General features: G+C 60.7%; 19 protein-coding genes and 2 tRNA genes. 1 reads left to right on the forward strand and 20 read right to left on the reverse strand.

The features are described from left to right. Positions 1-6 precede the first annotated feature (6 nt). From DXD39_RS04835 to DXD39_RS04905, 15 genes are all read right to left on the reverse strand, one after another. On the reverse strand, positions 7-1,668 hold the full coding sequence (locus DXD39_RS04835; protein WP_006234030.1) for a DAK2 domain-containing protein: 1,662 nt from the start codon (positions 1,666-1,668) through the stop codon (positions 7-9). A gap of 27 nt (positions 1,669-1,695) precedes the next feature. Next, complete coding sequence (locus tag DXD39_RS04840; protein WP_187361832.1) at positions 1,696-2,085, reverse strand: Asp23/Gls24 family envelope stress response protein; 390 nt, start codon at positions 2,083-2,085, stop codon at positions 1,696-1,698. Between the two features lie 161 nt (positions 2,086-2,246). Next, positions 2,247-2,321 (reverse strand) — tRNA-Asn (locus tag DXD39_RS04845). A gap of 33 nt (positions 2,322-2,354) precedes the next feature. Beyond that, positions 2,355-2,429 (reverse strand) — tRNA-Asn (locus tag DXD39_RS04850). A gap of 187 nt (positions 2,430-2,616) precedes the next feature. Continuing rightward, entirely contained in the window at positions 2,617-3,966 is a 1,350-nt protein-coding gene (gene rpoD, locus DXD39_RS04855) for an RNA polymerase sigma factor RpoD (protein ID WP_117798136.1), read from the reverse strand. Between the two features lie 110 nt (positions 3,967-4,076). Continuing rightward, a complete protein-coding gene (gene dnaG / locus DXD39_RS04860; RefSeq protein ID WP_117803296.1) occupies positions 4,077-6,185 on the reverse strand; it encodes a DNA primase in 2,109 nt (702 codons plus the stop codon). After that, positions 6,178-7,185, reverse strand: coding sequence for a riboflavin biosynthesis protein RibF (gene ribF, locus DXD39_RS04865; protein ID WP_233541107.1), 1,008 nt, complete (start codon positions 7,183-7,185; stop codon positions 6,178-6,180). Before ribF ends, dnaG begins: the two co-directional genes overlap by 8 nt. Further along, positions 7,182-8,114, reverse strand: a complete 933-nt coding sequence (gene truB / locus DXD39_RS04870; RefSeq protein WP_117803297.1) for a tRNA pseudouridine(55) synthase TruB — start codon at positions 8,112-8,114, stop codon at positions 7,182-7,184. The genes ribF and truB overlap by 4 nt, the downstream gene beginning before the upstream one ends. A 15-nt stretch (positions 8,115-8,129) precedes the next feature. Further along, positions 8,130-9,173 (reverse strand): bifunctional oligoribonuclease/PAP phosphatase NrnA, encoded by a 1,044-nt coding sequence (locus tag DXD39_RS04875; RefSeq protein WP_099431635.1) that lies wholly within the window; start codon positions 9,171-9,173, stop codon positions 8,130-8,132. Beyond that, positions 9,166-9,576 carry a 30S ribosome-binding factor RbfA gene (gene rbfA / locus DXD39_RS04880; RefSeq protein ID WP_117803298.1) on the reverse strand — a complete coding sequence of 137 codons (411 nt, stop codon included), beginning with the start codon at positions 9,574-9,576 and terminating at the stop codon, positions 9,166-9,168. Before rbfA ends, DXD39_RS04875 begins: the two co-directional genes overlap by 8 nt. An 11-nt stretch (positions 9,577-9,587) precedes the next feature. Continuing rightward, entirely contained in the window at positions 9,588-12,302 is a 2,715-nt protein-coding gene (gene infB / locus DXD39_RS04885; protein WP_117803299.1) for a translation initiation factor IF-2, read from the reverse strand. Positions 12,303-12,393: 91 nt separating this feature from the next. Further along, positions 12,394-13,641 carry a transcription termination factor NusA gene (gene nusA, locus DXD39_RS04890; RefSeq protein ID WP_022094169.1) on the reverse strand — a complete coding sequence of 416 codons (1,248 nt, stop codon included), beginning with the start codon at positions 13,639-13,641 and terminating at the stop codon, positions 12,394-12,396. 1 nt (position 13,642) lies between these two features. Then, on the reverse strand, positions 13,643-14,137 hold the full coding sequence (gene rimP, locus DXD39_RS04895) for a ribosome maturation factor RimP (RefSeq protein WP_117803300.1): 495 nt from the start codon (positions 14,135-14,137) through the stop codon (positions 13,643-13,645). Positions 14,138-14,394: 257 nt separating this feature from the next. Further along, positions 14,395-16,971, reverse strand: coding sequence for a leucine--tRNA ligase (gene leuS, locus DXD39_RS04900; RefSeq protein ID WP_117803301.1), 2,577 nt, complete (start codon positions 16,969-16,971; stop codon positions 14,395-14,397). A gap of 258 nt (positions 16,972-17,229) precedes the next feature. Then, the gene (locus DXD39_RS04905; protein WP_117803302.1) at positions 17,230-18,741 is read right to left on the reverse strand and encodes an IMP dehydrogenase; all 1,512 of its coding nucleotides are present in this window, start codon (positions 18,739-18,741) and stop codon (positions 17,230-17,232) included. A gap of 193 nt (positions 18,742-18,934) precedes the next feature. Between DXD39_RS04905 and DXD39_RS04910 the strand changes: the two genes are divergently transcribed. Further along, positions 18,935-19,282: a winged helix-turn-helix domain-containing protein gene (locus DXD39_RS04910; protein ID WP_117803303.1), complete on the forward strand. Its 348-nt coding sequence runs from the start codon at positions 18,935-18,937 to the stop codon at positions 19,280-19,282. A gap of 225 nt (positions 19,283-19,507) precedes the next feature. Here DXD39_RS04910 and DXD39_RS04915 read toward each other — a convergent pair whose 3' ends face one another. The 5 genes from DXD39_RS04915 to DXD39_RS04930 form a co-directional block, all read right to left on the reverse strand. Then, positions 19,508-20,500, reverse strand: a complete 993-nt coding sequence (locus tag DXD39_RS04915) for a PLP-dependent transferase (protein ID WP_158565435.1) — start codon at positions 20,498-20,500, stop codon at positions 19,508-19,510. A 147-nt stretch (positions 20,501-20,647) separates the two neighbouring features. Further along, on the reverse strand, positions 20,648-21,154 hold the full coding sequence (locus DXD39_RS04920) for a hypothetical protein (RefSeq protein ID WP_117765733.1): 507 nt from the start codon (positions 21,152-21,154) through the stop codon (positions 20,648-20,650). A 99-nt stretch (positions 21,155-21,253) separates the two neighbouring features. Beyond that, complete coding sequence (locus tag DXD39_RS10365; protein ID WP_255413223.1) at positions 21,254-21,379, reverse strand: hypothetical protein; 126 nt, start codon at positions 21,377-21,379, stop codon at positions 21,254-21,256. A gap of 110 nt (positions 21,380-21,489) precedes the next feature. Continuing rightward, positions 21,490-21,942 carry a hypothetical protein gene (locus DXD39_RS04925; protein WP_117765735.1) on the reverse strand — a complete coding sequence of 151 codons (453 nt, stop codon included), beginning with the start codon at positions 21,940-21,942 and terminating at the stop codon, positions 21,490-21,492. Then, positions 21,939-22,328, reverse strand: coding sequence for a helix-turn-helix transcriptional regulator (locus DXD39_RS04930; RefSeq protein WP_117758172.1), 390 nt, complete (start codon positions 22,326-22,328; stop codon positions 21,939-21,941). The genes DXD39_RS04925 and DXD39_RS04930 overlap by 4 nt, the downstream gene beginning before the upstream one ends. Positions 22,329-23,327 lie beyond the last annotated feature (999 nt).

Raw genomic sequence — 23,327 nt, forward strand, 5'->3', positions numbered from 1 at the left:
AGATGCCTACTCGATCGAGAAGATCACGGGATAGAGCGGCTGCTCGCCACGATGGGCGTCGATCTCCAGGTCGGGCTGAGCCTCCTCGATAGCGTCGACGATCTCCTGGAAGGCCTCGTCGGACAGCTCCTCGCCGGCCAGAATCGTCAGCGCGTCGCCCTCCTCTTCCTCCTGCATGCGGTTGATGCAATCGAGCGTGACCTGCTTCACGTCGGAGCCGACCACATCGATGGAGCCGGCAATGATGCCCATGACGTCACCGGAGTGAATTGGCGAACCGTCGGAGGCGCTGGAGTCGCGCACGGCGCGGGTGACCTCGCCATCGCGGACCTCGCTGATGGCGTCGACCATAGCGGCGACGGCATCCTCGAGCTCGGAATCGGGCAGGACCGCGAACAGCGCGGAGAAGGCCTGCGGAACGGTCTTGGTGGGAACGACGGCGACCTTCTTGTCGGTGCAGGCTGAGGCAGCGGCCTCAGCGGCCATGCGGATGTTGCCGTTGTTGGGCAGGATGATGACCGAGGTCGCGTTGACCTGGTCAACAGCACCCAGCAGGTCTGCAGTCGAGGGGTTCATGGTCTGACCACCCGACACGATCACGTCGACGCCGAGGGACTTGAGGATGTCGGCCTCGCCGGAACCGGCGGCAACGGCGACAAAGCCCAGGGCCTTCGCGGGCTCGGCGGCCTTCTCCTGATCCTCGTGGATCTTGGCGGTACGGTCGTGGGCCTCCATCTCCATATTATGGATAAAGACCTCATAGATCTGACCAAGCTGCAGCATGTGCTCGAGCACCAGGTTGGGGGTGTTGGAGTGCACGTGGATCTTGTAATCGGGGTAGGCGCCCACGAGTAGCTCACAGTCGCCCATGGAACCCAGGAACTTAAGGCACTCATCCTCGTCAAACGGGGCGTCGGCCTTAAAGAGGAACTCGTTGCAGTAGCGGAACTCCGAGCCCTCCCAATCGTCGTTGGCCTCGATCTCAACGCGGCCAAGAGCGGCATCGCGTGCAGAGCCAGCGGAATCGAACGTAGCGGAGAAATCCTCGACAACGGTGCTGCGACCAAGTGCTGCAGCCACAAAGTTCTCCAGGAAGATGGCAAAGCCGAAGGCGCCGGAGTCGACCACGCCGTTCTCTTTGAGGACGGGCAGCAGGTCGGGCGTGCGTGCGACGGACTGGTAGGCCTCGACGACGATAGCGTCGAGCGCATCCTCGGCCGAGAACTTCTTCTTTTCGCACTCGTCGGCCTTGGTCGAGACATCGCGCAGCACCGTGAGGATCGTGCCCTCGATGGGCTTGCGGACGGCCTGGAAGGCCACCTTGACGGCACGACGGAAGGCGAAGGCGATGTTGGCGGACGTAATGGGCTCGTCGGCGGAGACAAGGCCCTCGGCCACGCCGCGCAGGATCTGCGAGGTAATGACGCCGGAGTTACCGCGGGCGCCCATCAGGGAGCCGTGGGTGATGGCGCCGGCAATGGCCTCCATGTCGGCATCGGCGGGAAGGGCGGAGAGCTCCTTGGTCACCGAGGCGAGCGTGAGCGACATGTTGGTGCCGGTGTCGCCGTCGGGCACGGGGAAGACGTTGAGCTTGTTGATCTCCTCGGCCTTGTCGGAAACGGCAGCCGCAGCGATCGGAAAACAGGTGCGAATGGTCTTTGCAATCATGGGTATTTGAATCTCCGTTTTCGGATGCTAGTTCAGACGGCTCTTGAGCGCGTCGATATGGATGCCGATCTTAAGGCTGGCGGGATCGATCTGGGCGATCTCCTGCAGGGTGAAGGCAACGGAGCTCGAAAGATTGTGGCAGACGGACTTCATGTTGACGCCGTTCTCGAGCACGACGTGAAGATCGACCGTAAGGCCGTTCTCGTCGGCGGAGACAAGCACGCCCTTGCGGAGGCGCTGACCGGCAAGCAGGCGCACGCTCTCGGCGCCTTGGAGCTGCTCAGCCATACCGACAACGCCATAGCACGTCATCGCGGCATAACCGGCAATATCGGCAATAACGTCGTTCGAGACGCTCAGGCTGCCGTTAATGGTCTCAGACACAAGAATCTCCTTATCTGGTGCTCGCGGCACCATCTCGTGGGAGCAATCATTGCAATATTCTACAACGAGCGCGCCATGTTGAGGTGGTGGGTCGCGGGATTACATCCTCGACACGAAATGTTGATATGGTAACGTTCGCGCCAGGCGATCGCGGTATGAAAAAACCCGCCGCATAAGCGACGGGTTTTACAACCTGGCTCCCCGGGTAGGACTCGAACCTACAACAGCGCGGTTAACAGCCGCGTGCTCTACCATTGAGCTACCGAGGAATTTAAAAGCCCAACGGAATGGGCTGAAAATTCTGGCTCCCCGGGTAGGACTCGAACCTACAACAGCGCGGTTAACAGCCGCGTGCTCTACCATTGAGCTACCGAGGAATAGGTGCGTGCTCTCAAGCAACGAAGTTTATTATACGGACGAATCAGCTCAGGGCAAGAACTTTTTTAAGAAATTTTCCGCCTAGTCGTTGGGGACGTTCTTAAACGACTAGTCATTCAAGAACGTCCCTAACGACTACATGAAAGCGCCCCCAAGCGGATGTGCTTGAGGGCGCCTCTTGCTTGACTAGCTTTCGATATAGTCCTTCAGCTTGCTCGAGCGGCTCGGGTGGCGAAGCTTGGCCAGGGTCTTGGACTCGATCTGGCGGATGCGCTCGCGCGTGACGCCAAACTCGCGGCCGACTTCCTCGAGCGTACGGGGATGTCCGTCGACAAGGCCAAAGCGCAGCTCGATAACCTTGCGCTCACGATCGGCAAGCGAGTCGAGCACCTGGGTGAGCTGCTCCTGCAGCATGGAGAAGCTGGCCGCATCGGGCGGAACGATGGCCTGGGAGTCCTCGATGAAGTCGCCCAGCTGGGAATCCTCTTCCTCGCCGATGGGGGTCTCGAGCGACACGGGCTCCTGCGAGATCTTCTGGATCTCGCGGACGCGGTCGGCGCTCATGTCCATCTCGGCACCGATCTCCTCGGGGGTCGGGTCGCGGCCCAGGTCCTGAAGGAGCTGACGCTGCACGCGGACGAGCTTGTTGATGGTCTCGACCATGTGCACGGGAATACGGATGGTACGGGCCTGGTCGGCGATAGCGCGCGTAATGGCCTGACGAATCCACCACGTGGCGTACGTGGAGAACTTAAAGCCCTTCTGGTAGTCGAACTTCTCGACGGCGCGAATCAGACCGAGGTTACCCTCCTGGATCAGGTCCAGGAACAGCATGCCGCGGCCAACATAGCGCTTGGCGATGGAGACGACCAGACGCAGGTTTGCGCTGATGAGAGCCTGCTTGGCCTCGAGGCCGACATTCTCGATACGGGTCAGACGGCGCATCTCGGCACGCGTGAGCTCGAGCTCGCCCGCCTCGGCAGCCTCGAGCTTCTCGGTGGCCTCGAGACCGGCCTCGATCTTCATGGCCAGATCGACCTCTTCGGAGGCGGTCAACAGGTCGACCTTGCCGATCTCCTTGAGGTACATACGGACCGGATCGCCGGTCAGCATCACCGTGGAGGCATCGATGCCACGCACGCGGGAGCGTGAACGGGACGTGCGCACGGTGCGCTTCTTCTTGCTCTTGGAAGAACCCATCTCGGCGTCGGCCTGACGGGCCATCTTGAGCTCATGATCGTCGAGCGAGCCGGAATCGTGCTCGTCGTCGTCATCGAAATCGTCGGTATCGGTATCGTTATCGTCATCGTCGACGTCCATGGGGGCGTCGTCGTTACCGCTCGCGGAGATAATCTGGATGCCGCTGTTGCGCAGCGCGGAATACACCGCGGTGAGCTGCTCGTCAGAAACATCGATATCCTTCAGGGCGACCTGAATCTCGTCCTCGGTTACCGAAGTCCTGTTTGAGCCGTTGCCCATGAGCTTTGCAACGTAGGATTCCAGCCCAGTACCCGTGCTCTCAGTCTTTTTTGGCACAGATTCTCCCTTCATAGTCCACAGGACTCAATACTTTAGCACACACATCGACGTCTATACCCAAAAAGAGGACTGGATATAGGCGAGAATACGCTGGTTGACCACAACATCTAGGCTTGTTCGGTGCCCGCGGTCTCCAGACCGATCAAACGGAACGGGTCCGCCACGCCGCCGATAGACTTTTGCAGCTCGCGTTGACGCTGCGAATCCTGCGCGGCCTGCACGGTCAGCGCGCGACGGGCCTCATCATCGAGCGAACGGTCCTGGCGCAGCTTGGCCTGTGCGGCACGCATGCGGCGCTTGATGGTGTAGAGCTCGAGCGTATCAAGCATAAACACGATGTTCGTCTCGGTGGGGTGCTTGCTCGTCGCCGAGATGCGCCCGGAACTCACAAGCGTTGCCGCCTCGGGACACACCGAGCGCGCCGCATCCATGCAGACCGCAGGATCGGTACCCGGGGGCGTCGCCAGTACGGCCCATGCGATGGACTCGTGGCGCGGGTCGACCCACTCGATGGAGCAGATGCGATCGGCATACGTGCGGAACAGGTCGGGGTAGCTCGTAAGCATCGTCAACAGCTCGCGCTCCCCTGCCAAGGACTTGCGCTCAAGATCGGTCAGAACCATCGGCGCCGCCGCAGCCGATGCGCCCGAACCGTCAGCCACAGGCACAGCACCCATACCATCAGGCACATCGATTGGCGGCAGATCGTCGACGACCTCCACGGGCGCGGCACCGTAGGCATCGAGTGGGACGTAGTCGTACGGCTCTTCCTCGACCGGCGCGGACACCGACGGCGTCGCGCCCGATGCCCAAGCACCACGAGATGTCCCCTGCGAACCAGACGACCGACCGCCCGCGCTACCAGATCGCTCGGCTTGCGCCCGCTGGCGTTCATAGTTCTGCTCACGGCGACGCTCCGCATCCTCGCGTTTAGCGACATCGCGAAACACACGGCCCGAACTCGCGCGCACCGTCTCCAAATCCAAACCCAGCAGATCGGCAATCTGGATAAAGTACGTATCGATCATATAGCTGTCACGAAGCGGATAGATGAGCGTGAGTGCATCCTCCAGCGCCTTGGCGCGACCGCCCGGCGTGGTGATGTCGCTCGACTCCTGCAGCGAACGGTACACGAAGTCCATAAGCGGCTCGGCGGCGTCAATGCGTTTCTGCAGCTCCTCTCCGCCGTGGGCCGTGATGAACTCCATGGGATCGTTGCCGTCAGGCAGCACCACGCAGCGCAGATCCATCGAATCCTGCTCGATAAACTGAATCGCGCGACGGGCGGCCTTCTGGCCCGCGGCATCGCCGTCAAACATATACACGATGCGCTTGGCAAAGCGGGTGAGCGTCTTGACGTGATGCTCCGTGAGCGCGGTGCCCAGCGTAGCGACAACGTTTTTAATCCCCGCCTCCCAACAGGCGATGCAGTCGGTATAGCCCTCTACCACGATGGCGGTATCCTGCGCGACGATAAACTCCTTGGCCCAATTAAAGCCGTAGAGGTTTCGCTTTTTATGAAACACGCTCGTCTCGGCGGTGTTGAGGTACTTGGGTTGGCCGTCACCCATGATGCGACCGCCAAAGGCGATGTTGTGACCCTGCTCGTCAAAGATGGGGAACATCACGCGGTCGTAGAAGCGGTCGGCAAGCTGCCCGCGCCCTCGACTCACGGCAACGTTGGCGTCGATCATCTCCTGCGGGGTAAAACCCGCCTGGGACAGGTGCGACACCAGCGCGTTGCGGCCCGGTGCAAAGCCCAGGCAGTAGCGGCGGCAGACGTCGCCACCCATGCCGCGGCTGGCAAAGTACTCACGTGGACGGCCATCCTTACCGCGCATAAGCATGGTGTGGTAGAACTGGGCGGTCTCGGCACACAGATCGTAGATGCGGGCACGCTTGGTACCGCGCTCGCGGCGATCTCCGGTGTCGTGCAGCTCAATACCTGCACGATCGGCCAAATAACGGATTGACTCGGGAAAGCTCAGGTTCTCGCGCTTCATGATATAGGTGAAGACGTCGCCACCCTCGCCGCAGCCAAAGCAATGCCACACCTGCGTGGCGGGAATAATGTGGAAGGACGGAGTCTTTTCGCCATGAAAGGGGCAGCAGCCCCAAAACTCATGGCCGCGGGGCTTGAGCTCAACCGTTTCCTGCACGATGGCAACTAGGTCGGACGCAGCGCGTACCTGGTCTTTTTCCTCATCGCTAATCACGGATGCTCACCCCCTGCTCACCCAAGTTGTGACGAATGTCCTCGATATTACCCTCGACGGTCGCAATCAACTCATCCAGCGAATCGAACACACGCGAGGGACGCAGCCAGCGCGTAAACGCCAGCGAAACGGAAGCGCCGTACAGGTCGCCCGTATAACCAATTAAGTTAGCCTCGAGATGCGATGAAGCGGCATCGTCGGCATACGTCGGCGGCAGGCCGACGTTAACGGCAGCAGGCCATACGGTGTCATCAACGAGCACCAGGCCCTCATACACGCCATCGGCAGGCACCTGAATGCCGTCGGGAACCTGCAGGTTAGCCGTGGGAAAGCCCATGTCAGAACCCTCGTGACGGCCACGAATAACACCGCCACGCAGCATATACGGGCGGCCGAGCAACTCAGCAGCAAGCTCCACATGGCCCTGTCCCAGCTCATGACGAATGCGGGTGGCGCAAATGGCCTCCCCGCCCTCGCAAAGCAGGTCGTGCCCGTATACGTCAACGCCGCGCTCGGCACCCCAGGTGCGCATCTCGTCAACACCAGAAGCACCGCCACGACCCAGCCTAAAGTCGCTGCCAACGCGAATCGATCGAATGTCGACCAGACGCGACACCAGCGAGAGAAAATCAACATGGTCAAGCGCCGCAACCTCAGGCGTAAAGGGAACGGCCACCACCGCATCGACCCCGGTCTGAGCCAAGGCATGTAGACGGTCGGCCGTCGTCATCAATTTTTGAGCGGGCGAAGGACTCACCACAACGTCCGGATCGGGATCGAAAGTGACCACGACCGCCTTGCAATCATGGGCGCGCGCATCGCTAACAAGCGCCGCAATGAGCTCCTGGTGTCCACGGTGAACGCCGTCGAACACGCCGATGGCAATCGATGCGGCACCCAAGTGCTCGCACTCATCAAACGTATCGGCAGCAACGATGCGAGCCTCGTCCGACTCGCCCTCGAAAAAGATACGCGCGAGCTCGCGAGCGGACAACATCATCGAACACCGCCGATTGCCTGCGGAAACACGTGCTCCATGACAAAGCGGCCACTCTCAATGCGGGCGAGCGCCTTGAGTCCCCCATCGAGCACCAACGCAAAAGGCGACTTCGAGGTATCGAAATCGGCAAGCGCACGCTCAACGGGAATGCGTCGGCCGCAGAGCAGATCGTCGGCAAGATTGCCCGGCAAGTCAACACGCGTGGCGCCCAGGGCCGCAATGGGATCCAGGGCAAAGCCAGCCGCGGACTCGGGAGAAAGCTCCTCGACCGCATGACAAGCGCCAATGGAAACAACACCGGAGGCCGTGCGGCGCAGCGCGGAAATGTGCGCGGCGCTCTCGCAGGCGCGGCCCAAATCGCGAGCGAGCGCACGGATATAGGTGCCCTTGCTCACCGAGAACGCCACGGTCCACACACACGTATCACCTTCGCCGCCCACGGCGATCAGGTCGGCGGCATAGACCTCGACAGGGCGCGGAGGTAGGTCCACCGCATTGCCCTCGCGAGCAGACTTGTAGGCGCGAACGCCATTGACCGAGATAGCCGAAAACGCCGGCGGCACCTGCATCTGCGGACCCAGCATGGCCGCCAAGCGCTCACGGGCATAGGCAGGATCGCGCAGCTCGTTGGCAATAGCCACCGTGCGGACCGCCTCGCCCTCCGCATCATCGGTATTGGTCTCGGCGCCAAACGAGATGTCGGCGACATAGCTTTTGGTATCGAGGGTTAGCATGCCCAGCAAACGAGTAGCCTGGCCAACACCCACCACCATGACACCCGATGCCATGGGGTCGAGCGTGCCGGCATGGCCGACGCGACGCTCATGGAGGGCGCGCCGACATTGCGAGACCACATCGTGGGACGTGCAGCCCACCGGCTTATCGACGGCGAGCAGCATATTCAGTTGAGAAGGCGTACGACGAGCCATGTACCATCCAAAAAGTTAAAGCTCGACGGTCACCGAAGCGGGATCCTCCCCTACCAGTTCGGCCAGCATGGGAAGTGCCACAGTGAGCGTCTCGAGAATCGTTCCGTTGTTGGAGAAACCAGCGGCAGCGGGATGTCCGCCTCCGCCAAAGGCAGCAGCGATCTCGGACACGTTGAGGTCGCCCTTGGAGCGCAGGTTGCCGCGCACCTTGGTATCGCCCTCAATGCCCTTCAGGAACAGGCAGACTTCGACGCCCATCACCGAGCGAACCACATCGACCAGGCCGTCGCACTCATCCGAGGTGACACCGCAAGCCTCAAGGTCACTCTGGTACGCGTAACTATACGCGACGCGCCCGTGGGCCACCGTCTTGATGCGGCCCATAACGATGGACTTGAGGTGCAAAAACTCAACGCGCATGCTCTGGTAGACCTCGAGTGCCACACGCGCCGGATCGGCACCGTGGGCAACCAGACGCGAGGCTGCATGGAACGCGGCGGCATCGGCGTTTTGGTACTGAAAACGGCCGGTATCGGTAACCAAGCCACACAGCAGGCAGGTCGCAACGCCATCACGTGCGACAATGCCGCAATTGTCCAAGAAGCGGTCGATGATCATGGCGCAGGCTGCAGCTTCGACGCGCCTCAGGCTGAGCTCGGCAAACTCCTCGCGCGCCGGATGGTGATCGAAGCACACCACATGCTTGGAGCGACGAAGCACCTCGGCGGAATTATTGAGACGCTCGACGACCGGCACGTCCACCGAGATGAACAGGTCCGGATTGCCGGTATACGCAGATGCCGGTACCAGGCGATCGGAGCCTTCCATAAAGCGGTAGATACGCGGAACCGGATCATCGTCTGCCAGCAGCAGGGCAATGTCCTTGTTGGGGAAAAACTTCATGAGTGAAAGGCCCAGACCCAAAACGGAGCCCAAGGCATCGCCATCGGGAGAAGTATGTCCCGAAATCGCAATGGAGGACGCACCCTCGATGAGCTCGAGGATGCGTCGCTGAATATCTGCAGACTCGCACGAGGCGAGGTCGGCGGAATTAGTCATCTAAAGCTGCCTCCTGGGCGGCATCCGCTATCGGATAGCCGTCCTCGTCCTTTTCGATCGCAAGCGTGGCGGGAACGTTTTCCAGCGCACGCGTGATGCGCTCGGCCTCATCGGTCGAGCGATCGATGCGAAAATCGAGCTCGGGCGTGACACGCCAATCGAGCGAGCGAGCCAACAGGCTGCGAATACGGCCCTTGGCGCTTGCGAGCGCCTCCATGACCTCGTCGTAGCGGCTCGCATCGCACGACACGTACACGCGCGCGAACGAACGGTCCACCGCGACCTCGACCGCGGTCAAAGTAACCAGGTCGAGACGCGGATCGGAAAACTCAAAGAGCAGGATATAACCAAGCTTCTCGCGAAGCTGCTCGCCCAGACGGCGGGTTGCCTGCGTTTGCTTCATAGCGCTACCCCCTACTCGGTACGGGCAACCTGGTCGATGCGGTAACCCTCGATCTGGTCGCCGGGCTTGATGTCCTGGAAGTTCTCCAGGCCAATGCCGCCCTCGGAACCGCTCTTGAGGCTCTTGGCCTCGTCCTTGTAGTGACGCATTGAGGCGATCTTGCCGTTGAAGACCACGATGCCGTCGCGCACCAGACGCACGGAATCGGTCGCGGCGATCTCGCCCTCTTCGACGCGGACACCGGCGGCGATACCGACTTTGGGCACCTTGAAGGTGTCCAGGACGGTCGCGGTACCCGTGGAGACCTCGACCTCGGTGGGCTTGAGCATGCCGATACGGGCAGCGTCGAGCTCCTCGAGGCACTTGTAGATGACGTCGTAGCAACGGATCTCGACGCCCTCGCGCTCGGCGGCGGAACGCGCCTTACCGTCGGGGCGGACGCCAAAGCCGATGATGATGGCGTTGGAGGCGTCGGCCAGGACGACGTCGGTCTCGTTGATGGCACCAACGGCGGAGTGGATCGTGTTGATGCGAACCTCGGACTGATCCATCTTGTCGAGCGAGTCCTGAAGGGCCTCGATGGAACCCTGGACGTCGGCCTTGATGATCAGGTTGAGCTCCTTGACCTCGGCGTCGGCAATGGTCTCAAAGAGGTTCTCGAGCGTGACGTGCTTGACGCGGCTCTGCTCCTCGATACGGGCCTTGAGCGAACGCTCGTCCGCAAGGGCACGAGCCTCGCGCTCGTCCTCGAACACGCGGAACTCGTCACCGGCGTTGGGTACGGACTGCAGACCCAGGATCTCGACGGCGTCGGAGGGACCGGCCTCGGTGACGGCGTTGCCCTTGGGGTCGAGCATGGCGCGGACGCGGCCGTAGGTAAGGCCGGCGACCAGCGTATCGCCCACGTGCAGGGTACCGCGGGTCACGAGCACCGTGGCAACCGAGCCGCGGCCCTTGTCGAGCTTAGCCTCGAGGACGTTGCCCGAAGCGAACGTATCGGGGTTGGCCTTGAGCTCGAGCACGTCGGCCTGGAGCAGGACGGTCTCGAGCAGGTCGTCGATACCGATCTTCTGCTTGGCCGAGATGTTGACGAACATGTTCTGTCCGCCCCACTCCTCGGGGATGATGCCGTACTCGGTGAGCTCCTGGCGCACGCGGTCGGGGTTGGCACCCGGCTTATCGATCTTGTTGACGGCGACGACGATGGGAACACCGGCGGCCTTGGCGTGGTTGATCGACTCGATGGTCTGGGGCATGACGCCGTCGTCGGCAGCCACGATCAGAATGACGATGTCGGTCACCTTGGCGCCGCGGGCACGCATGGCCGTAAAGGTGGCGTGGCCGGGGGTGTCGATGAAGGTGATCTTGCGGTCATTGATCATGACCTGCGAAGCGCCGATGGCCTGCGTAATGCCGCCCGCCTCGCCGGCAGCGACGCCGGTGTGACGGATGGCGTCGAGCAGGCTCGTCTTGCCGTGGTCGACGTGGCCCATGACGGTGACGACCGGGGCGCGCGGCTTAAGGTCGGCGGGATCGTCGTAGAACGAGAAGGTGTTCTCCTCCTCGGGGGTGATGATCTTGATCTGACGGCCCAAGTCGTCGGCAACGAGCTCGACAAGGTCGTCGGACATGGACTGCGTCATGGTAAGCGGCGTACCCAGCAGGAACAGGCGCTTGATGATGTCGTTGGCCGGAACATCGAGCGCCTCGGCGAGCTCCTGGACGGTAACGCCCTGGGAGACCTTGATGGCGTCGAGGTCCTCGGGGTTCACGCCCTGGGCCAGCGCCTCCTCAATCTTGCGCTCTTCCTGAGCCTTTGCGGCCTCGCGCTCGCGCTTCTCCTTACGCTTTTTGCGACGACCAGTGGACTCGCGAGAGGCCTCCTCGACGGCGGCACGAGCCTCCTCGAGCACCTTCTCGCGGCTGTACTCCTCGGCCTCGCGAGCCATGCGGCTGTAGTGGTCCTCTTCGTTGTTGTGACCGCCCTTGCGCTTCTTGCCCTTGCCCTGCTTGTCGGGGTTGGGGAAGTCCATACCGGCAGCGACGTTGTTGCTGGCATTGGTGCGATGGCTGTGCGGGCGGTTCTCGGAGGCATTGCGCTCGGAGTTGTTATCGGAGGCGTTGCGATCGTTACGACGGCCACCGCGACGGTCGTTGTTGCCGCCACGACGGTTGCCGCGCTCGGCAGCGCGCTCGGCCTTGGCCTTCTGCTCGGCGTCCTTCTTCTCCTTGAGCACGGTCTCCTGTGCGGCGATCTGGTCAAGCAGAGAGCGGAAACGCGAACCGGAGTCGGAAGCGGGAACGGCGCGGCGCTGGGCCTCGCGGGCAGCCTCCTCCTTCTCGCGAGCAAGACGCTCCTGCTCGGCCTTCTTCTTGGCCTCGGCCTCGGCACGGGCGGCCTCCTCGGCAGCCTGGGCGGCGGCGAACTGACGGCGCTCCTCCTCGCGTGCCTTCTCGGCGGCGATGCGCTCGCGCTCGGCCTCGGCAGCGCGTGCTGCCTCCTCGGCGGCAGCGGCCTGCTCCTCGGCCTGCTTGGCGGCCTCGACTTCCTGGGCGCGGGCCTCGATCACCGAGGCGAGCTGCTTGCGGACCATGGCGACGTAAGCGTCCTCCAGGGCGGAGGAAGCGGACTTAGCGGGAATCTTCATTTCGGCGAGATGACCCATCAGTTCCTTAGAGGTCATGCCGAACTCTTTGGCCAGGGTGGACACACGGACTTTTGCCATATGACTTCACCTACCCTTTCTGGCACCTTGGGTGCCTAGAGACTGAACGAGCGTGGGGTATGCGCTGGGACCTGCCCGGCGCGACCGCGCGCTAGATCAGGTCCTCCGCATCATCGAAGGCGTCGGTGTCGTGGACACCGCAGAAACGGGAGCCGGGACGGGCCTGGTTGCGGCACTGGATGCCGTCCTCGGACACGAACTCGCAGCGACGGACGTCCTCGTCCTCCTCGTCACCGATCAGGTCGGCGGCGGGCTCCTCGTGAACGGGAACGTTCTTGAGGATGTCGGCGGCAAGCGTCTCGGACTTGATGTCGATGTGCCAGCCGGTCAGGCGCGCGGCGAGGCGGGCGTTCTGGCCCTCCTTGCCGATGGCGAGGGACAGCTGGTCGTCGGGGACGATGACGCCGGCGTAGGCCTTCTCCTCGTCAATGAGGACGCGGGTGACCTTAGCGGGCGACAGGGCGTTGGCGACGTAGACGGCAGGATCGGCATCCCACAGGATGACGTCGACGCGCTCGCCACGGAGCTCGCCCACGACAGCGCGAACACGGCTGCCCTTGGGGCCGACGCAGGCGCCCACGGGATCCAGGCGGTCGTCGAGCGAGTGGACGGCAACCTTGGAACGCTGGCCGGGCTCGCGGGCGATCGACTTGATCTGGACGGTGCCCTCATAGATCTCGGGCACCTCCTGCTCAAACAGACGACGCATGAGCTCGGGGTGGGTACGGGAGATGACAATCGGCGGACGGCTGTGCTCGCCACGAACCGGCTGCAGGTTGGAGTTGGGGTCGCGAACGTCGATGATTACGGCCTTGATATGCTGGTTGTGCAGGTAGCGCTCACCCATCGGGCGCTCGTTGCGCTCGTTCTCGTAACGGCGCTGATCGAAGTGCGGCAGCTCGGCCTCGACGCCCTCACGAATCTTGACGATCGTGAAGTCGGGCGTGGACTGCAGCACGGTGCCGCTGATGAGGTCACCGATGCGGCCGGAGAACTCCTCGTAGATCTGCTCGCGGGCGGAGTTGCGCACGATGGCATTGATCTCGGCCTTGGCGTGCTGGGCGGCGATGCGGCTCGTGTTCTTGGGGGTGACGTCGATCTCCTCGAACTCGGTGAAGTTGCCCTCCTCGTCCATGGAATCGTCGATCGGCTCCAGGCGGTAGACGTAGATCTTGCCGGTGGTGCGGTCGATGGTCACCTTGGCGCCCCACTCAAGATGCAGGATCTCGGCATAGCTCTTGGCGAGCGACTGCTCCAGGCGGTCGATCAGGTAGAGCTGGTCGATGTGCTTCTCCTGGCAAAGCTCCATCAGGGCGGACATCATGTCGGATGCTGCCATCTTACTTTCCTTCCTTCGCGGGCTTGAAGTCGTAGGTGGGCTTCAACTTGCACTTTTTAACATCAGAGAAATCGAGGGTGACGGACTCGCCGTCCTCGAGCTCGAGGGTCACGTCGGTCTCGGTCGCAGCCGCAATCTTGCCGGCGTACTTGCGACGGCCCTCGGAGGCGGTGGAGGTGAGCTCACAGTTCTCGCCCACAAAGCGGGCAAAGTCGCGCGGACGGCGCAGCGGGCGCGCCATGCCCGGGCTCGACACCTCAAGCGTATAGCTCGAAGAGATAGGGTCGAGCTCCTCAATCACATCGCCGACCCACTTGGTGTTGGCCGTGACGTCATTGAGCGACAGGCTCTGACCCTCGGCACCCTCGATACGCACACGCACGCAGGGGGCCTTGGTGGCACCCACGAGCTCGACGTCGACGATGTCGACATCGTGCTGGGGGGCAAGGGCCTCGAGCGCGTCGATGATCGCCTGCTCGGTCTTAGTCTTGACCATTGCGGCACCTCCATCCATACAAAAAAGAAGCGGGGCCGAAACCCCACTTCTTTCAATTACAACTTCATTTGCAAGCAAACTATACCAATACCTGCACAAACGTGCAACCACAACACAAACCCGCAGGTCAGCGTGAGCACAGGTTCTCCACAAGAAATGGATAATTGGGTGTTGTCGCAAGTGTCCTTAACCAAAAAGAGGGGCGACTCCCTACGGAATCGCCCCTCGCTTTTTGATGTCAGCTTTACGCGCAGAGCTTATTTGACCACCAGGTTAACCAGCTTGCCGGGCACGCAGATGGCCTTGACGACCGTCTTGCCCTCAAGCCACTTGGCAACGGCTTCCTCAGCGGCAGCCTGCATCTCCTCGTTGGAGGCGTCGCGGGCGACGTCGATGCGGCCGCGGACCTTGCCGAGCACCTGTACGACGATCTGCACCGTGTCCTCAACGGACTCGGCCAGGTCGAACTCGGGCCAGGCGGCGGTGTAGGCATTGCCCTCACAGCCGAGCGCCTCATGCCACAGCTCGTCGGCCCAGAACGGGCAGATGGGAGCAAGGACGCTCACGATGTCCTTGGCCACTCCATAGCACAGGGCCTTGTCGCGGGTGGCACCCTCGGTGGCGTTGAGGTAGGCGCTCGCCGCGTTGACGAGCTCCATGACGGCCGAGATGGCGGTGTTGAACTGGCCGCGATCGAAGTCCTCGGTGCACTTGGCGATGGTCCGGTGACGCTCGCGATAGAGCTTCATCGCAACCTCGTCGAGCGCGGACTTGTCGAAGGCCACGTTGGCGTCGCCGGACTGGACGAGCTGCCACACGATACGCCAGGCGCGCTTGATGAAGCGGTTGGCGCCCTCAACGGCCTTGGGATCCCAGTCGAAGTCCTTCTCGGGCGGGGCGATAAACAGGATCGCCAGACGCATGGTGTCGGCGCCGTAGGGCTCGATGACCGAGCTCGGGGGCACGACATTGCCCTTGGACTTGGACATGGTGTCGCCGTTCTCGTCCTTGACCATGCCCTGACACAGCAGGTTGGTGAAGGGCTCGTCCACACTCAGCAGGCCCAGGTCGCGCAGCGCCTTGGTAAAGAAGCGGCTGTAGAGCAGGTGCAGGATGGCGTGCTCGATGCCGCCGATGTAGTTATCGACGGGCATCCAACGGTCGGCGGCCTCGCGGGAGAAGGGCAGCTCGGTGTTGTGCGGGTCGGTATAGCGCAGGTAATACCAGCTGGAGCAGGTAAAGGTGTCCATGGTATCGGTCTCGCGCTTGGCCGGGCGGCCGCAGACCGGGCAGGTGGTCTCGTAGAAGTCCTTGCACTCGGCGAGGGTCTCGCCGGCGCCCAGGTCCAGGTTCTCGGGCAGCGTCACCGGCAGTTGATCCTCGGGCACGGGCACGATGCCGCAGTGCTCGCAGTGGATGGCCGGGATGGGATTGCCCCAATAGCGCTGGCGGCTGATGAGCCAGTCGCGCAGGCGGAACTCGACCTTGCGACGGCCGCAGCCCATGGCCTCGAGGTCGGCCACGATCGCAGCCTCGCCCTCGGAGTGCTTGCCGCCGCGCATGCCGGTGTACTTGCCGGACTGGACGAGCGTGCCCTCGGCAGCGTGGGCGCAATCCCAGTCGACAGTCTCGGCATGGAAGGTGTCGATGGTCTCGCCGCTCGCCTCGACGGCAGCGCGATCCTCATCGTCCAGGATGATCGGCACGATCGGCAGGTCGTACTTGCGGGCGAACTCAAAGTCGCGCTGGTCGCCGCAGGGAACGGCCATGACGGCACCGGTGCCGTAGTCGGCAACGACATAGTCAGCAACCCACACGGGGATCTTCTCGCCGTTGACGGGGTTTACCACGTAGCGGCCCGTAAAGGCGCCGTGCTTCTCGAGGGTACCCTGGGCGCGCTCGACGGCAGAGATATGCTTGGAGTCCTCGACAATCTTGGTGACGGCCTCCTCGTACTGAGTGCCCTCGACGAGCTCGTGCAGACGAGCGTACTCGGGAGACAGGACAAAGAAGGAAACGCCAAAGAGCGTGTCGGCGCGCGTGGTGAAGACGGTGATCTTGCCCTCGTCGCCTTCGATGGGCTCGCCATCGGCGTCGCACAGGGTAAAGTCGACCTCGGCGCCCTCGGAGCGGCCGATCCAGTTGGCCTGCATCTGCTTGACGCGCTCGGGCCAGCCGGGGAGCTTCTCCAGGTCATCGAGCAGCTCCTGGGAGTAGTCGGTGATCTTGTAGTACCACTGCTCGAGGTCACGCTTCTCGGGCTCGGTGCCGCAACGCCAGCACTTGCCCTCGGTTACCTGCTCGTTGGCCAAAACGGTCTTGCAGGTGGGGCACCAGTTGACCGGGTTCTTCTTGCGGTAGACCAGACCCTTTTCCCACATCTTTTCAAAGATCCACTGACCCCAACGATAGTAGTCGGGGCTGCAGGTCTTAACGGTACGATCCAGATCGTAGGAGAAGCCCATGCGCCTCATCGTGGCGAGCGCCTGGTCCATGTTCTTATACGTCCAGGCGGCAGCCTGCGTATTGTGCTTGATGGCAGCGTTCTCGGCGGGCAGGCCGAAGGCGTCAAAGCCGATGGGGTGCAGCACGTCGTAGCCGCGCATGCGGGCCTGACGGGCCATGGCATCGCCGATGGTGTAGTTGCGCGCGTGGCCCATGTGCAGGTCGCCCGACGGATACGGGAACATTTCGAGCACGTACTTCTTGGGCTTGCTGGCGTCGGTGTCGACGGCAAAGAGGTTGGAGTCCTCCCAGGCCTTCATCCACTTGGACTCAATGGCCTGCGCGTCGTAAGCAGGGATCTCATCCTTATGATCTGTGCAATCGCACATATCAGCTCCTTTAATCTTGCTGGGGTCGGACGGCTTAGCTTTATTCGCTACTGCGGACAGTCCTGCGCAAGACGAAGAGCACATTAAGTGCTCTTCTTTGCGTGCGGAACTTGTAGCGAACAAAGCTAAGCCGCCCGACCCTAAGGTTGACTCGACTGATAATAGCAAATACGACAAGCGAGATGCCTGCGACTTGCAGGCATCTCGCTTTATCTAAATAACGTGGTTGAGGCTCAACCTTTATGTGCAGGTCTTATCTTATCGATACGTTACGCTCTGTTGGGAGTCCTTGACTACGACGTCGTGGGCTCCGCCTTCGACGATCGAGGTCGAGGAGACCAGGGTCAGGCGCGCCTTTTCCTGGAGCTCGGGAATCGAGAGGGCGCCGCAGTTGCACATCGTGGACTTGACCTTGTAGAGCGTGCCGCCCACGCCGTCCTTGAGGGAACCGGCATAGGGAACGTAGGAGTCGACGCCCTCGACGAAGCTGAGCTTCGCGGCGCCACCCAGATCGTAGCGCTGCCAGTTGCGGGCACGCGCAGAACCCTCGCCCCAGTACTCCTTCATGTACTGGCCGTTCACATTGACGCGCTCGGTCGGGCTCTCGTCAAAGCGAGCGAAGTATCGACCCAGCATCATAAAGTCGGCACCCATCGCAAGGGCGAGCGTCATGTGGTAGTCGTAGACGATACCGCCGTCGGAGCACACGGGCACGTAAACACCGGTCTCCTCGTAGTACTCGTCACGGGCGCGGCAGACGTCGATCAACGCGGTGGCCTGGCCACGACCGATACCCTTGGTCTCGCGGGTAATGCAGATGGAACCGCCGCCGATACCAACCTTAATGAAGTCGGCACCGCAGTCGGCCAGGAAGCGGAAGCCCTCGGCGTCGACAACGTTACCGGCACCAACCTTGACGTCCTCGCCGTAGTTGGCGCGGATCCACTCGATGGTGCGCTTCTGCCACTCACTGAAGCCCTCGGAGGAGTCGATGCACAGGACATCGGCACCGGCCTCGATGAGCAGCGGCACGCGCTCGGCATAGTCGCGGGTGTTGATACCGGCGCCGACCATATAGCGCTTGTCGTTATCGAGCAGCTCGTTGGGGTTGGTCTTGTGGCTATCGTAGTCCTTGCGGAAGACGATGCCCATGAGGTGATCGTTGTCATCGACGATCGGCAGGGCGTTGAGCTTGTTGTCCCAGATGACGTCGTTGGCAACCTTGAGGCTGATGTTCTTGTCGCCCACGATGAGCTGCTCACGCGGGGTCATGAACTCGGAGACCTTCTTCTGGTGGTCATCGCGGCTGGGACGATAGTCACGGCTGGTGACGATGCCCAGGAGCTTGCCCTTGGGAGTGCCATCGTCGGTGACCGGCATGGTAGAGTGGCCGGTCTTCTCCTTGAGCTCGATGACCTGCTCCATGGTCATGTCGGGGGTCAGCGTGGAATCGGACTGAACGAAACCAGCCTTGTGATCCTTGACGGCCTTGACCATAGCAGCCTCGGACTCGGGGGTCTGAGAACCGTAAATGAAGGACAGGCCACCCTCGGTAGCGAGCGCGACGCCCATGTCGACGCCCGAGACGGACTGCATGATGGCGGAAACCATGGGGATGTTCAGGGTGATTGCCGGCTTCTCACCGCGCTTGAAGCGGGTTAGCGGCGTCTTAAGAGAGACGTTGTTGGGGATGCACTGCGAGGACGAGTAACCAGGAACCAGCAGATACTCCGAAAACGTGTGGGACTCACCGGGAAAGAACGTAGCCATGTTTCTCCTTTTTCCATGCGACCGGCCGGCTGCAGGCCTCGTAGGACCCAGCCCAACCTTGGGCGCCCAATACTGGCCAAGTATCTTAACGCACTTTGACTGCTACAATGCATGATTTAAGAAGAGCACACGAGGGCTTGACGCAGGCTTTGCGTTTGCCCAGCAAACACTTTAGCGGGAAGACGTGGAGCACATGGAGTACAAGACAACGGCAAAGTTGGTCATTCAAGCGTGCGACAAGGATCTGCCGGGCGTGTTCGGCCACGGCTGCGTCTTGCTGCTGCAGGGTATTGCCCGCGAGCACTCGCTCAACCGCGCCGCCAAAAGCATGGGCATGGCGTATTCCAAGGCCTGGCGCATCGTGAACGAGGCCGAAGGTCAGCTGGGATGCAAACTCATCGAGCGCGACGGCGCCCGCGGATCATCGCTCACCCCCGCCGGCGAGCGAGCCATAGCGGTCTACGAGGAGCTGCAGGCCGACATCAACAACGTCATCGCCTCAAAAGCCGACGACCTCATCGCCAGCATCAATGCAGAGTAGTCCTTTTGGGACTGAATTGTTGTCCACCGTGCCCTCGGATTGAGGCTCATGCCACAAAACGGGCCCATCTACTACGTTTAGCTGAATACCCTCGACCATACCGGACATTATGAAAATAAAACCGCTGGTAGACAGCTTGGCAATTTTCGAAATAGGCGGGTATGGTCGACCCCTATGGCTTAAACGTAGTAAATAGGCCGTTTTCGTGACACACACCCCGATTAGTTACTTTCGGAGCGCGTTGTCCAGGGTGGACGCTACAACCAGGGGGTCGTCGGTACCGGCGAAGAGGCGAATGGTGCTCCCCTGCTTGCCGCGCGGAGCAGAGAGTCGCGTCGTTGCGCCGCCGGCGGGCGATGTGCGAAACTCCCCCGGCAAAGCATCGAACAAATCGCCCGCACTGCGCTCGATAAGGTCAAACTCAACTGCCGGACCAAAGCCGTGCTCGAGGATTCCAGTTGCAACCGCATGGTCGGGATGCGAGCTCAGTCCAGGATAGCGCACGGCGTGCACCATCTCATTGGCAGCCAAGTACTCGGCCAGCGCACGTGCGCGGTCGAAATGTGCCTGCATGCGGGCATCGAGCGAGTCCAGCCCGCGCTCCAGCACACCGGCCTCATCAGCAGGCAAATCAAGTTTGACCAAGCCACGGCCCTCAAGCAGAGCATGCGCGCACTCGGCAGCAGCATCCACACGATGGCGCTTGAGCTGCGAGCGCGCGACCGATATGGCAACCAACTTGTGCGGAGCCTCACCGGCGCACACGCGGTCAAGTGCCTCGAGCGACAGCACGGCACCCAAGCGCAACGGATCGCACCCAAAGACACCAGCCACGGTGTTATCCACCACGAGCAGCGCATGAGCCTCACGCGCGGCACGTCCTAACGCGCGCAGATCGGGCACGCGCAATCCAAACCCGCCAATAGAGTTGACGAACCACCACAGGTGCGGCCCCTCGACCTCAAACGAAGCATCAAAGCCCTCGGACGCAGCAGTAAACGCCGCAACCGACGGCTCCTCCACCATAGCCACGTCGCAGCACTCAAAGCCGCGCGCAAACGCATCGGCAAAGTCATCGGCAAACGCAACCAGGCGATCGCCGGGACGTACAATCCCCAACAGAGACAGCGCCGCCGGCACATGCGGCGCTGCAGCAAGACGCGCCTCACGCGCGCCGGCCCTTGCAGCCCAGGCCTCTTCTAGCTGCTGTACGTCCACGCGGCACCGTCCCTTCATAAGCAAAAAACCCACGATGCGGGTGTTCCCCGCATCGTGGGCAACGGCTGCAGTATAGCGCCGATAGGCGACGAAACGCCTAGATGCTGAGCGTGTGATAGGTCACGCTCGCACCCGGAGCGTCAACGGTCACGCCATAGGCCTCGGGTGGCCAAAAGCGTCTGCAACGTCGAGCATCTCAAAGTTGGCATCCCAGCTGTCAAAGATACGATGCACCAACACCGCGAGTTCCTCGGCACACAGCAGGGGAAACGGCGCATCTGCCGCACCCTGAAGCGCGACCGACCCGCCCGAGCATGCCTCGAACAACGGCATCAAAAATGGGTCGGTTAATGCCGGCGATGCGGTATACAGATACGGCACGCGCAGGACTTTGGCTTGGATGCCGTCGCGCGATGCATAGTAACGGCACAGGTCGTTGGCAGCGCGGGCGATAATGCCCTTGCCCGTCTGGGCCCCACTGGCGGCCGTGGCGTCGTCGTCACATCCGCCAGTGGTGCCCTCTGCACCCGCGGGCCCCGCAATAAACAGCAGCTGCACATTGCGTCCCATACAGGCACGAAACACCGAGCGCAGCAGCCCAATGTCGCCAAAAGTCACGGTATGCGGGGTGAGGTAGGTAGAAAGGTAGACCACGCGCTCAAATTCGTAGGCCTGGTCCAGGTGCTGGAGGAGCTCTTTCCACGAAGCATGGGGCGACGACTCATCGCGGCGCGCGTCCTGCGCGGCTACGACCTACACATGGTCGCCGGGGAACGCCTTGGAGCAAAAGTCATCGTCAACATATGCGGTGTTGCCAACAACCAGCACTTCCACGGCGTTCCCCCTCCCCAAAAATCTACTTTTGCCATAGTCAAACATGCGTATTGTACGCTGTAAAAGCGAGCCAAGGCGCCTTTAAGGCTGTTTTAAGAACTTTTTAGAGGATGTGAGAGCGGCAACTCATTCGACTTAGATTCATCGAGGAAATGCTATTCGCTCTGAAAAGGCACATCGCAATCTGCTGACAGCTCTGCAGGGAGAATGGCAGGCAATGTAAGCGCTCCCATGGGTGAAAGTCCAGTAACAACCATCAAATAGCTCTTTGCATGGGCATATGCCATCGAAATAGCATTTGAAAGAAGGTAGTGACGCGCCTCGTCATCGGGAGAGTTCATTGGCATTTGCGCTGAAACCGAGATGGATACTGTAACGCCAGCGTGCATCTTCTCCTGTGCACCTTCGTCTCTGTCAAGGAGGCTGCCAATTACGCACATCTTTAGACTTGCGCGTGCATCATTACCTTTTTTCGAAAGATGGACATCTTGGTAGCTAACGTCAACTTTTAATTCCATGTTATCCGAGGGCGAATCCTCGATATGGAAATCGGAGTCAACGACGAACAAATGAACGACTTGAATCGGAGCAATAAAATCCCCACTCATGCTGCCAAACCTCCGGAAATCATCTCGAGATTCACATGCGAGGACGGACGCTCGTTCCTAAAAGACCATTGCTCTCGCACGAAATTGTTGGATGAAAGAAACGGTAGCTCTTTAGAATAGCTAACGGTAACCTTAGGAACGATATTGATACCCAAAGCAAGCTCGAACCTAGCGATCGTCTTCAGCGTCATATTGGGCTGAGAATTCAACAGCTTCGAAAGCGACTGAAGGCTCACGCCCATACGCTTTGCCAAATCGCTTTTGCTTAAACCCAGACGCTTCATCTCGCGATGAACAATAAACTCGATATCTAGCGCGTGTTCATAAGCGCGTGTTTCGCTGGTTTCTGTATCGGCGTAAAAATCAGATAAATCTACTTTATTCATTGTGTTCTCCGTTTCGAAAGCCAAGTATAAAAGTCAAGGCTCAGATTCCAGAAGTTGACGTGCTATTCTGGCCGATCATTGTTCGAGCGGTTAATTTCCGCTTAGGGTCTGACAACATTTTCTGGAATTGAGAGTTGTCGGGAGAAGCCGTCAATTCCCAAAACGGTCGACCCTTGAGGTCTCTATATTCGACAAGATCATATCCTTCTGCCAAAGGGCACCTCCCATTTCTAGATGAACTTAACTTATAGGTTAAGTTCATCCATTTAAATACATATAACGAGGTCCAGACAAGATTCCTCTGCCCCAATCGATAAACAAACCAGTCGAGCTTATGCAAAATCCGGAAGTGTGCGGCATATTCTAGACACGTCAACCACACTGGATAGTGGCAACGCTTCTACCTGCGGGTTCTTTTCATGAAAAGGACGATGTGCTCGAGGGTTCCAAAATTTGCCGCATGCTTCCGTCGGGCGTTTCCGGAAGTGCGGTGAAAAACCGAGATCGACAGACCAGACCCCTGTTTTAGCCTTCCGCGACCTGCGGTTTTGTTGCCGAAATTCGGTTTATGCTCGGAGGTTTCCGATTTTTCCCCGCACTTCCGAAAAGCACCCTTAAACCGCGCGTCCCGAAGCGGAAAACCGCCGGATATTTGTTCTCCCCAAATGAGATCCTTGTTTTGCCTGGCCGAATCTTACATCCAAACAAAAAAAGAGGACCGACGCATCAACCCTCTTCAGGTGTCGCCCGAAGGCTTCCAGCGCAATTGATTTAATTCTAATCGATATCACTTGTTTGACCACGATCACGTCAACCAGTAGAAGCCGCCCATGCTCGATCATTCCATTGCCGGGATGGTGCTTGGCTAGTACGTCACACATTGCATACATGAAAAAAGGGCAACACTCTCAATTTGAAAGCGTCACCCTTAAAGCTCCCAAAGAGCTTTTGTATTGCAGGAAGATACTCTACACTATCTTCCCTTGATTGGCGGGTCGA

The sequence above is a fragment of the Collinsella sp. TM04-29 genome (assembly GCF_003466565.1).
Taxonomy (GTDB): domain Bacteria; phylum Actinomycetota; class Coriobacteriia; order Coriobacteriales; family Coriobacteriaceae; genus Collinsella.